General features: G+C 69.8%; 10 protein-coding genes and 2 pseudogenes. 5 read left to right on the top strand and 7 right to left on the bottom strand.

The window, feature by feature from the left end:
- Positions 1–60: 60 nt before the first annotated feature.
- Positions 61–183, bottom strand: a pseudogene (locus tag ACFWI9_RS29995) (hydrophobic protein); the annotation flags it as partial.
- Here ACFWI9_RS29995 and ACFWI9_RS29990 point away from each other — a divergent pair.
- Positions 184–449: pseudogene (locus ACFWI9_RS29990) on the top strand (hypothetical protein); the annotation flags it as partial.
- A 44-nt stretch (positions 450–493) separates the two neighbouring features.
- Here ACFWI9_RS29990 and ACFWI9_RS29985 read toward each other — a convergent pair.
- From ACFWI9_RS29985 to ACFWI9_RS29965, 5 genes are all read right to left on the bottom strand, one after another.
- The gene (locus ACFWI9_RS29985) at positions 494–946 is read right to left on the bottom strand and encodes a GNAT family N-acetyltransferase (RefSeq protein ID WP_387167099.1); all 453 of its coding nucleotides are present in this window, start codon (positions 944–946) and stop codon (positions 494–496) included.
- 313 nt (positions 947–1,259) lie between these two features.
- Positions 1,260–2,057: a rhomboid-like protein gene (locus tag ACFWI9_RS29980; RefSeq protein WP_387167096.1), complete on the bottom strand. Its 798-nt coding sequence runs from the start codon at positions 2,055–2,057 to the stop codon at positions 1,260–1,262.
- A 228-nt stretch (positions 2,058–2,285) separates the two neighbouring features.
- Positions 2,286–3,077: an FAD:protein FMN transferase gene (locus ACFWI9_RS29975; RefSeq protein WP_387167093.1), complete on the bottom strand. Its 792-nt coding sequence runs from the start codon at positions 3,075–3,077 to the stop codon at positions 2,286–2,288.
- On the bottom strand, positions 3,070–3,510 hold the full coding sequence (locus ACFWI9_RS29970; RefSeq protein ID WP_387167090.1) for an FMN-binding protein: 441 nt from the start codon (positions 3,508–3,510) through the stop codon (positions 3,070–3,072). Before ACFWI9_RS29970 ends, ACFWI9_RS29975 begins: the two co-directional genes overlap by 8 nt.
- A 44-nt stretch (positions 3,511–3,554) precedes the next feature.
- A complete protein-coding gene (locus tag ACFWI9_RS29965; protein WP_387167087.1) occupies positions 3,555–4,955 on the bottom strand; it encodes a ferric reductase-like transmembrane domain-containing protein in 1,401 nt (466 codons plus the stop codon).
- Between the two features lie 177 nt (positions 4,956–5,132).
- On the opposite strand from ACFWI9_RS29965, the gene ACFWI9_RS29960 reads away from it, so the two are divergent.
- The 3 genes from ACFWI9_RS29960 to ACFWI9_RS29950 all read left to right on the top strand — a co-directional run bounded on the left by ACFWI9_RS29960 (position 5,133) and on the right by ACFWI9_RS29950 (position 8,449).
- Positions 5,133–5,882 carry a response regulator transcription factor gene (locus ACFWI9_RS29960; protein ID WP_387167084.1) on the top strand — a complete coding sequence of 250 codons (750 nt, stop codon included), beginning with the start codon at positions 5,133–5,135 and terminating at the stop codon, positions 5,880–5,882.
- Positions 5,882–7,390, top strand: coding sequence for a sensor histidine kinase (locus ACFWI9_RS29955; protein WP_387167080.1), 1,509 nt, complete (start codon positions 5,882–5,884; stop codon positions 7,388–7,390). The genes ACFWI9_RS29960 and ACFWI9_RS29955 overlap by 1 nt, the downstream gene beginning before the upstream one ends.
- 213 nt (positions 7,391–7,603) lie before the next feature.
- Positions 7,604–8,449 (top strand): hypothetical protein, encoded by an 846-nt coding sequence (locus ACFWI9_RS29950; protein ID WP_387167077.1) that lies wholly within the window; start codon positions 7,604–7,606, stop codon positions 8,447–8,449.
- Positions 8,450–8,542: 93 nt separating this feature from the next.
- Here the strand turns inward: ACFWI9_RS29950 and ACFWI9_RS29945 are convergent, their stop codons facing one another.
- Positions 8,543–9,217: a restriction endonuclease gene (locus ACFWI9_RS29945; RefSeq protein ID WP_387167074.1), complete on the bottom strand. Its 675-nt coding sequence runs from the start codon at positions 9,215–9,217 to the stop codon at positions 8,543–8,545.
- Positions 9,218–10,310: 1,093 nt separating this feature from the next.
- On the opposite strand from ACFWI9_RS29945, the gene ACFWI9_RS29940 reads away from it, so the two are divergent.
- Positions 10,311–10,910, top strand: a complete 600-nt coding sequence (locus ACFWI9_RS29940) for a hypothetical protein (RefSeq protein ID WP_387167072.1) — start codon at positions 10,311–10,313, stop codon at positions 10,908–10,910.
- The last annotated feature ends 144 nt before the right edge of the window (positions 10,911–11,054 follow it).

Genomic DNA, 11,054 nt, shown 5'->3' with positions numbered 1-11,054 from the left:
GCGCCTGGTTGCCCACCAGCGTGTTTTTGCGCACCCTGTCGGGTAGTGCGGCGGGTCAGATCACCATCGGTACCAGAGGCCGCGGCCGCCGCCGGCCGTGGTGGAGCGCATGACGAAGCCGAGGAGCCACAGCACCAGGACGGCCAAGGCCGCCCACCACAGCACCTCCACAGCGAAACCGGCGCGATCGGCGCCCGCGTGGAGCCGATGCCCATCCCGTGGGACTGCGCTGACGGCCTGTTCGAGGCGTACCGGCGACGACCGGAGGCGTATCTGGAGGATCGTGTTCGCCGGGCGATGTCGGTGTGGACCAGGGTCGGTCCGAAGTCCGAGCAGCGAGCGGTGCGAAGTCTCAGCGACGACCTCGGCTCGGCCGGTGGGCCGAGCGCAACAGCGACCTCGCCGACCTCGACGCGGCAGATCTCGGCCTCCGGCTGCTTACGGCTTGAACCGCGGCGTCAGCCTATGCGGGCCTCGTCGGGCAGTTCGCTGGTCAGAGCTGCAGTTTGAACCCTACATGCGAGCCCGTGAAGCCGAGGCGCTCGTAAAACCGATGGGCGTCGGGGCGGGTCAGGTCCGAGGTCAACTGGACCAGTTGGCAGTTCCGGCGGCGGGACTCATCGATAGCCCACTCGATGAGTCGGGCGCCGAGGCCCTGGCCGCGCTCGGAGCTGTGGACCCGTACTCCCTCGATTGTCGAGCGGGTCGCCCCCTTGCGCGACAGGCCGGGGATGATCGTGAGCTGGAGGGTGCCGACGACCTCTCCGTCGCGGTCGGCGACCACCAGCAGCTGGTTGGGGTCGCTTCGCAGCCGCTCATAAGCGGACTGATAGGGGGACAGGTCGTCAGGGGACTCGCGGGTCGCACCCAGCGCATCATCCGCGAGCATGGCCACGATGGCCGGGATGTCGTCCCGCACCGCAGGACGGATACCAACGTACGTCATAAGGCGTATGTTAATCGCGCCGCCCGTCCAGGGCCGGACTGGAACTCCAGTCGGCCCGTGCCTCTGAGGCCCTTCCTCGCCTGCAGCCATACGGCCGTCGAGTGCAGGGACTTGTGGAGCGGGCGGCCGATGGGGGCCTCATCAAAGCAGACCGTCAGGCGGACGGAAGCACGGTGTGCGCGTGCCGGTCCCGTACGCGAGGTGAACCCGCTCTCCCGGCGTCCCAGGGCCCCTGTAATCGCGCCGCGAACAGGATGGCCTGGAGCACCGGCGGTTACGGCTACGGAGCCGGCTCCACCCGAAGGTCAGTCGACTACGGCTTCGGCAAGGAGGGTTCGTCCCTTTCGGCTGCCGGAGGTGCCGGGTCCGGACTGCGTTCTGAGTCCGGTGCGACCCCGCGAGCAGCTGAGGACGACTCGGCGTCCGGGAGCCGTGGCCGCACGAGCCTCGAGACGATGACGATCCCGAAACCGATGACCGCCGCGATGAGGTGGCCGATGGTGGTGAAATCCGGCAGCGGCCCTTCCCAGACAAGACCGCCGAGGGGCCAGGCGAGCACGAACGCCGCCCACGGAAGGCGGTACCGCAGCGGCAAGGCGAGTATGCCGAGTGCCAGAACCGTCTGGGCGCCGTAACTGATGCCGTAGTCCGAAGCCTGCCGCACGGCGTTCTCGTACCAGCCGTGCCGCAACGCGACGGTGATGACGACAGCGGTGAGCAGGGTGGCAGCGACATGTCCGCCGAGGAAGGCGGCTACGGCGCGTAGCGTGCCCCACCGGTACTCCACCCAGGCCAGGAAGCAGCCGACACCCAGACCCAAAGTGATCAAGGTGCCCACGAAGTCCGGTGAAGCGACGTCCGTGAGCGTGCCGTCGAAGAACAGCGCACTACCGAGCAGCGCGGCCACCGGATGATCCCGCAGATTGTCCAGGTTGGTGCTGACGAAGTCGAGCAGGGTGGCTGCCCGTTCGGTGGAGAGCCCGTATCCGACCCAGGCATGGGTGACCAGGAGCAGACAGACATAACCGAAGGTGAGTGGTGCACGACGCGGGTACGCCCGGGCAGTGCGGAGCATTCCGCCGAGCCGCCCCGACAGGGATTGGGAGTTCATGCGAAGCCATTGTCCTGGTCGGGCCAAGGGACTAGACCAGCGGGGGGCCACCGACTCGACAGCCGGACCGATCGCGGGTCGGGCAGATGGGCGCGTGACCGGCGGCGGGGCGGACGGCCTGCTGAGGCAGAGCGCATCGTGACGTGTTCTTGCTGAACATCTGATGTTGCGTCACAGGGCTGTTGCCCGCCAGTGCCCGATGAGAGCGCGGGGACGGTGGTCCGGCTCTCATCGGGGCGCGGCTACCGGCGTGATACCGGGGCAGTAGGCCGGGAAGCCGGCAGACCACCAGGATCCGCCGTCCGCCCGCACGGCATACCCCTCGATCCCCGGCCGCGCGGCGACCCACTCCCCGGCCTTCTCCCCCATGGCGAACGCCGCGGTCGCCAGGGCGTCGACCTCGGTGAGGTGGCGGCCCACCAGTGTGAGCGAGGCGAGTTCCGTGGCAGGGGTTCCTGCGATCGGGTCGATGATGTGGTCGCCTCGCTCGGTGGTGCCGGACGTCGCGACCGCCAGGTGGCACCCGTCGACGACCACGGAGAGGCCACCACGTCGGAAGGGGTGTGCGATGCCGATACGCCAGGGGCGGCCCGGGGCGGACTCGCCCCGGCACTGGATGTCGCCGCCGCCGTTCACCATATGGTCGCGAGCGCCCGCCTCGTACAGCATCGACGAGGCACGCTCCACCGCCCAGCCCTTGACCATCGCCGATGGATCGAGCCGGCCGGCCGGCCACGCCGTGAACCAGCCGCCGGTGGCACGGGCGGCCTCGCCGCACAGCTCCAGCACCTCACGGACTTCGGGGTCGCAGGCGCGCGGTGTCGTCTCCCCGCGGTCGAGTCGGCAGATCTGGCTGTCCGGACGGTAGGTGGAGAACATCGCGTCCATCCGGTGCAGCCAGTCCACCGCGCCCGCGAGCGCCTGGGCGACTTCGGGTGCCGGCTCGCCCCGGACGTCGAACGAGAACGCCGTGCCCATCACATGCTCGACATGACGCAGCCGGCCCGTTCCCTCAGACACCTGCCTCGTCCAATGCGCTCTGGAGCGAGGAGACATAGCCCTCACTGGTGTACGTGGCCCCGGACACCGCGTCGATGTCCGCGCTCTGCGCGGCAATCGCCCGCTCGGTGAGCACCGGCACTGCGGTCGCACTCGGGCCCTTGTCATGGATGCCCTCCAGGACGTCCACCGCGGTCAGCCTTCCGTCGGTGAGCGTGACACGCACCTGGACGGGGCCCTGCTGGGTCTGGATCGTGTCTCCGTCAAAGGTGCCGGACACCGTTTCGCTGCTGCCGGGTGCGGCGGCGCTGCCGGTCGGTGCGGTCTCGGGTGCGGGGGTGGACGCCGATGGGGAGGCGGTGGCGCTCGCCGACGGGTCGTCGTGCGGTTTGAGCGAGAGCAGCAGGACGATTCCCGCGGCGGTCGCGGCGGTCACCGCGGCAGGTCGGATCATGGGACTCTCCTCGTGTGTGTTGTGTGTGTCGTGTGTGTCGTGGGTCAGAAGGCGAAGGTCTCGTGGTGGACGCGGTGCCGCGGGACACCGGCGTCGCGCAGCGCCGCCCTGGCGGCGCTCGTCATCCCGGGCGGGCCGCACAGGTACACGTCGTGCCCGGGCAGATCGGCGACGAGCTCGCCGAGAGCGTCGCCCGTCAGCGGGATTGCCGGTCCGTCGATTCCGTCGACGGCGTAGTGCACGCTCGCACCGCGTGTCGCCGCGATCTCATCAAGTTCGTGGCGCAGGGCCAGATCGTGTGCGCTGCGGGCGTAGTACACGAGCGTCACCGTGCCGGGCAGCGTCTCGAACAAGGTTCGCAACGGCGTGATCCCGACACCGCCGGCGAGGAGGAGGACGTGGGGGCTGGTCTGGCGGGCGGCGGTGAAGGCACCGTAGGGGCCCTCCGCCCACACCCGGGTTCCGGGGCTGATACGGCCCAGGGCGGCGCTGTGGCCGCCGGACGCCTTCACGGTGATCCGCAGATACCGCTCGTTGGGGGGTGCGGAGAGCGAGTACGGATTGGCGGTCCACCACATGCCCGCTGTGAGGAAGCGCCAGCGGAAGAACTGTCCGGACTTCGCGCCGAGCGCGTGCAGATGCCGGCCGGAGAGGTAGACCGACACCACTCCCGGTGCCTCCTGGTGCACCTCGGCCACCCGCAGCCGGTGGCGTAGCGCACGCCGGACAGGGCTGAGGAACCGGAACCACGCCAGCAAGGCGGCGACGGTGAAGTAGAGCCCGTACCAGACGGTCCGCGCCACCGGGCTGGCCAGGAAGTCGGCCCCGTACGCCAGTTGGTGGAAGAAGGCGAGAAAGACCGCGAGGTAGGTGCAGAAATGCAGGTAGTACCAGGTCTCGTAGGAGACTCTGCGCCGGGCCGCCTGCGCCGACACCACCCCCACCAGGACGAACAGCAGCATGCCGATCGCCGCCATGAGCATGTCCGGGTAGTCGAGCACCAGCGTGGTCGTCTGGTCGACGACGCTCGTCCCGGACGTGACCGAGTAGCCCCAGATGACGAACATCGTGTGGGCGATCACCAGGGAGACCGTGTACCGCCCGCCCATGGCGTGCCAGCGGGCCAGTCGGTCACTGCCCACCGTGCGATCGATCACCGGCACCCGTGCCATCAGGGCCAGCAGTACGGCGCAGGCGTAACCGGCGAGCAGTCCGGTGATCCGGCCTGCGTTCGTCAGCCAGCCGTCCAGGCCGGTGATCCTGTCCGTGTTGGCCCACCACAGTCCCAGCACCCCCGCGGCGCCCGCGTGTATGAGAAGCAGCAGGCCGGCTGCCGGAGCACGCCACGGCCGCCAGGGCCGGGGCGTCGCGTGCCGGGAAGGGTGCGGGCCGCTTCCCCGGTGTGGACGGGCAGTGGCGCCATGGGCCCGCTGCACGGTGGTCATGGGGACTCCTCTCGAAGGACGGCTGGTCCCAGCCCGGGCTGTGCGGGATGCGAGACCCGGGGTGCGGCACACCGTGGCAGTGGAATCTCTGTGTTTCCTCTGAAACGGCCGCCCAGAGGTGTCCAGAGGGCGGACTCATAGGAAATTCAGAAGAATGGCGGCGATACTTCCGAGGCCATGAGGAGTACCCACCCCGCACCGCAGTCGCCGACCGGTCTGCGCCGCCCCGACGGCACGCCCGTGCGCGTCCTCGTCGTGGACGACGAGCCCGACCTGGCGGAGATCCTGTCCGATGCCCTGCGCTACGAGGGGTGGGACGTGCGCACCGCCGGCACGGGCGAGGAGGCTGTCGGCGCCGCCCGCGACTTCGGTCCCGACGCCGTAGTGCTGGACGTGATGCTGCCCGACATCGGCGGTCTCGATGTGCTCCGCCGCCTGCGGACCCATGCGCCGGACGTGTGTGTGCTCTTCCTCACGGCGCGCGACGCCGTGGAGGACCGTATCGCGGGAATCACCGCCGGCGGCGACGACTACGTGACCAAGCCCTTCAGTCTCGAAGAGGTGCTGGCCCGCCTTCGGGGCCTGCTGCGCCGGGCCGGGATGACCCGTGCGACGGACGAGACGTCCCTGCTGGCCGTCGGCGACCTGGTGCTGGACGAGGAGGTCCGTGAGGTGACACGCGCCGGGCGTCCGGTGGAGCTGACGCGGACCGAGTTCGAGCTGCTGCGGTTCCTGATGCGCAATCCGCGCCGGGTGCTCAGCAAGGCACAGATCCTTGATCGTGTGTGGAGCTACGACTTCGGAGGCAAGGCCCATGTGGTCGAGCTCTACATCAGCTATCTGCGGAAGAAGATCGACGCCGGCCACAGCCCGCTGATCCACACCGTGCGGGGCGTCGGCTACGTGCTCAAGCAGGAGCCGTCCTGATGCCCGCGCGCCGGTCCTTCGCAGCTCTGGGGATCCGCAGCCTCCGGGCCCGGCTCACGGCCGGTCTGATGGTGCTGCTCGCGCTCTGCTGCTTCGCCGTGGGACTGGCGACCACCACGGCGCTCGAGGGATTCCTGGTACGGCGGCTCGACCAGCAGCTCACGGCAGTCGGGAACCACTTCCCCGCGAGCCTCGACCCCGCGCGGAAACTGCGTGGCGATGGCGGCGGCCCGGACACCCGGGGGCAGGCTGCCGGTACGTTCGGCGCATGCGTGCTGCGCGGGGCAGTGACCCAGGCGGCTGTGGTCGGCGACCAGACCGAGAGCCAGGTGCCCCTCAACGCCGCCGACCGGAGTGCGCTGGTGGCCGTGCCCGGCGACGGCGAGGCACGCACGATCCGGCTGTCCACGCTGCGGGAGTACCGGGTGATCGGTGTGCCGGGGCCTGCGGGAGATGTACTGATCACGGGTCTGCCGCTGGAGCCGGTCCAGGACACCGTGGACCGGCTCCGGCTGGTGGAGGCGATCGTGTTCGGGGCGGCGCTGCTGCTCACCGGGTTCGCCGGAGCCGCATGGGTGCGGCTCTCGCTGCGTCCGCTGCACCGCGTGGCGGCCACGGCCTCCCGCGTTGCCCAGCTACCGCTCGCGGGGGGCGAGGTGGCCATGCCGCCCAAGGTCCCCGACACCGATCCGCGTACCGAGGTGGGCCGGGTCGGGGACGCGTTCAACCGGATGCTCCGTCATGTCGAGGAGTCGCTGACCCGCAGGCACGCGAGCGAGGAACGGCTGCGGAGGTTCGCCGCCGACGCCAGCCACGAGCTGCGCACACCCATCGCCTCGATACGCGGGCACGCGGAGCTCGCCTTGCGGCAGCCCGAACCAGTGCCCGACAAGGTCCGCCACTCGCTCGACCGGGTCCGGTGCGAGGCGGCGCGGATGGGTGAGCTGGTCGACGACCTGCTGCTGCTCGCCAGACTGGACGCGGGCCGGTCACTCGCGGACGAGCCGGTGGACCTGACCCGGCTGGTGCTGGACGCGATGAGCGACGCGCAGGCCGCCGGGCCCGGCCACAGCTGGGTACTGGACCTTCCGGAAGCACCCGTGGTGGTACGCGGTGACGAACGGGGGTTGCAGCAGGTGCTGACCAATCTCCTCGCCAACGCCCGTACCCACACCCCGCCGGGCACCGAGGTCACCGTCCGGCTCGGCGTGCCGGAGACCGCCGCGGACGTAGTGGAGTTCGTGGTGGCGGACGACGGGCCCGGTGTGCCCGAGGAGCTGCGGTCGGAGATCTTCGAGCGGTTCGTGCGCTCAGGGGGCGACGGGCGCTCACGGAGTACCGGGGGCACCGGCCTGGGTCTCGCCATCGCGCACGCGGTGACCGTGGCCCACGGGGGGCGGGTCGAGCTCACCAGCCGCCCGGGCCGCACCGTCTTCCGGGTGATACTGCCGAGGCGTCGCGAGGGAGAGCCGGAGGTCGCGGTGAAGGCGAGCTACGCGGCCGGCTGACGGCACACTCTCCAGTGCCGCGTCAGGCAACGTTCGCCCCGCCGCGACCCGACGGCCACGTCCCGAGGTGGCGAGACAACGTGGTCGTACGTCCGACCGACTGTCCAACTGATCTGACGAAACACAACACCGCCCCTGTGACACGAGCCGGAGCGGTGAGACGATGGCCGGACAGGCCGATCGGCGGTCGGTTTCACCACTCCTGGGGCACCCATGAACATCCGGCTCCCGTTCCGGCTCCTCACGGCAACCACCCTGGTCGGCCTGGCGCTTACCGCCTGCGGCGGATCCGGCGGGTCCGCGCGCCCATCAGGATCGCCGCCCGCCGCATCGGCGACGCCCGGGCAGACGGGCACCGGAGCCACAGCACCCTCGCCATCGGCCAGCTCATCGACCACCTCGTCGACCACACGGAATCCAGCCACGCACGGCCCCAGCGACACACCGCCGCTGGGCTCCTCCACCCTCCAGCCCGTGTGGCCGTTCACCACACTCGCCCAGGCTCAAGCGTGGGAGCGTGCCTACGAGTCCGGCGGCCACCAGCCCTGGCATCTCGACCCGGCACACACCGCGCTCTCCTTCACTCGCGACTACCTGGACTTCACCGAGATCGACCGGATCACCTCGCGTACCGTAAGCGGTCGGCACGCCCGCATCGGCGTCGCGCCGACGGGGCCCGAAGGCGGGACCGCGGCGGTGATCCACCTCGTGCGGTTCGGCGACGGCCCGAATGCCCCGTGGGAGGTCGTGGGCACCGACGACACGTCGTTCTCACTCACCACGCCCGCGTACGGGTCACTCGCCCGCTCACCGTTGACGACCGGCGGCCGGATCACCGGGGTGGACGAAAGCATTCGCGTTCAGGTGCGCCAGCCTTCGTCGAACGCGCCGCTCGGCACCTCACCGTGCTGCACATCGGCGGGCGGCGACAGGCAGCCTTGGCAGGTGACCGTGCCGTTCTCAGGCGCCCGCGACCCGGTGCTCACGGTCGTCGCCTCCACCGGCGGACACATCGCCGAGGTCGAGCGGTTCACCATCACAGCGGTACGCACCAACTGACCTTCCTGGCCAAGGCGGTCACGTATCGGACAGACGGCATCCCGGCGGGTGGGTGTCGTCGCCCCTCCCCACCGTCGAGTGGGCAGTCGCCGCTCAGTGGGGCCCGTTCGCAGCCCGCAGTGGGGAGGACGTGCCTTCGGCCCAGGCCGTGAGCGCCGATTGATCGAGGCAGAGGATGCCGCACTGCTGGGCGTACTCTTCGGCCGGGCCGGTGAATTCCCCCGTGGTCACCATGGCGGCTATCTGAGCGTCGTGCACGGCAAAACACGTGCCGCCGAAACGCTGCATATCCTGCGATCCGACCTTGTTGACGGGGCCGTACCGCTTGCACTGGATGACTATGCGCCGACCGTCGGGAGCGATGCCCAGCACATCCGCGCCCAGGTCCCCCGCACCGCCCACCACCTGCACCTCGGTACAGCCATCCCGTTCGCACAGATCTGCGATCGCCTGTTCGAAAGCCTCGGGGGCCATCGCCGCGAAGTCGTACGAAGTGTACGTCGGCTGAGCCGTTTCCGAGACGGGCTGGAGGGCGAGCCGCCTGGCTTTCCCGCGGCGCCCGCCCCAGAGCGCCAGGAAGACCAGGAACGTACCGATCAGCCAGATGCCGGCGAGCGCCCCCGCCATGCCCGAGGCCCTGAAGAGGGATTTGATCATCAGGCCGCAGCCGCTGATCACGGTACCGGTGAGGACGAACCAGAGGAGCGTCTGTCTCAGGCTGAAGGTGCCTCGGCCGGTCGGTCCAGGACGTCGGACGGGTGTAGTCATGTGCGGCACTCACCTTCCACAGCGCTCCAAGATCGTCATGAGCCCCACTGCCCTGTTCGGGCGCGCTCTAACAGCTCTTCTTCGCGCACTTCCCCGCTGATCGCGCCGACCCCAACAAGCGACCGGGACCGCCACGGTGGGCAGAGAGCCCACACCAGAAGCAGGCTCGCCGAGGCGTGCACGGATCGGGCCGCACTAATCCGTCCGGCACGTCGGTGAGTTGCGACCGCCTCCGCGGCTGCGGCGAGTACCGCCGGACGAGTTCAGGGACCTCGCGGAGCAGTGCCTCGCCGCCGGCGCATCGGGGACGGCGACTTCCCTTCCCGCCGGTCGCGTTGGGAGATCGCCGCCCGCCGGCGGAAAGTCCGCGGCCGGGCAGACCCCCGACCGCGAGAGAAGCCCGCCCGGTAGCTCCACCGCACCATGGCCGCAAACGCGTTGGGGTTGTTGATCGTGACGTGCAGGTCCGCTGCTCACTGATGGTGGTGATGGTGATCGCGCGCGGCCCGGATGATCGTCGCCGCGAACGCCGGGGAAGCAGCGGGAAACAAAAATAGAGATCCTCGGCTCCACAAGCACTCGTTAAAGCCAGACCCATCGAGAACCCCTTTTACCGATGCCGTGAAACACGTTCTCACAGCGGCCGGCTCACGAGCGCCTCGTTCCTCGATTTCCCTCCCCCAAACGATTCCGAATCGTATCCCATTCAAATTCAATGGGTATGCTCACGCATATTTTCCTACTACATCGGATCGCCCTTGACGCCTGATCCAGCCCCACAACCCAAGCGCGTCAGCGGCCGTCGCAAGCGAGCCCCATGTCCGCCACGGACCGCTCACCCTGGCAAATGGTTGATCCACGCACCTCCACGAGAGTGGAAACGCGACCTCAAACTCCTGATTCCGTGACATTGCGTCAAAGTAGTCGGTATCGCTTTCCCCAAGTGTTCGGTGACCGCTGAACGCATGGCGGCCTGTCCCCCACGACGAGGCCGCTTCGACTTCTCAACCCAGGAGTACAAATGAGCCCTGAGCTCAAGACGAGGTCCTTGTTCGGTCCCCTTCCCCGACGCCGCGGGCTGGCCGGTAGCGCAATGGCATCGCTCGCCCTCGTGATGACGGGGATGGCCGGTCCCGGGGTCGCGGCCGCACAGGCTGACGTTCCGGGGCTGGGCGCCATCGCCGCCGCCAACGACAGGTGCCGTCCGGTGGTTGCCACCGACGGCGCGATGACCATGGTCGACTGGGGGGATTGCGACTACGGCCGTCCTGGGCCTCGGGGGGAGCGGGGTCCGACGGGTCCGACCGGTGCGACTGGTGCGACCGGTGCGACCGGTGCAGATGGTCTTGACGGCGCCACCGGCCCGACCGGCCCGACCGGGGCAGACGGTATCGCCGGTGCCACTGGCGCCACCGGCGCCACCGGCGCGACCGGGGCCACAGGCGCCTCTCTGATCGTGCAGGTCAACGGCACCGCCGACGTCGCTGTCGTCGGCGTCGACCAGCCGGTCACGACACCGGTCTGCCCCGTCGGCCTCTCGCCCATCTCGGGCGGAATCGAGAACGACGAGGAACTGGTGATCGGATCGATCACGGACAGCTTCCCCTCGGGTCAGTCCTGGCAGTTCACCATCACCAGCCTGCTCGCCGGAACGGTCAACACCTACACGTTCTGCACCGACCTCACCCCGTAACCGAGCCTGAGGGCGAACGGGGAGCCGTTCCCCATTGCCCCCGCCCCCCCCCCCCCCCGCCCCCCCCCCCCCGGCCCCCGGGGGGGGGCGGCGGGGGGGGGCGCGGCCCCCCCCCCCCCCCCCCGCGCGGGCCCACACGCGGGG

It is taken from the genome of Streptomyces sp. NPDC127084 (assembly GCF_042724175.1).
GTDB lineage: Bacteria > Actinomycetota > Actinomycetes > Streptomycetales > Streptomycetaceae > Streptomyces.
The sequence above is the reverse complement of the archived record's forward strand: the minus strand, read 5'-3'. Positions and strand labels throughout refer to the sequence as shown.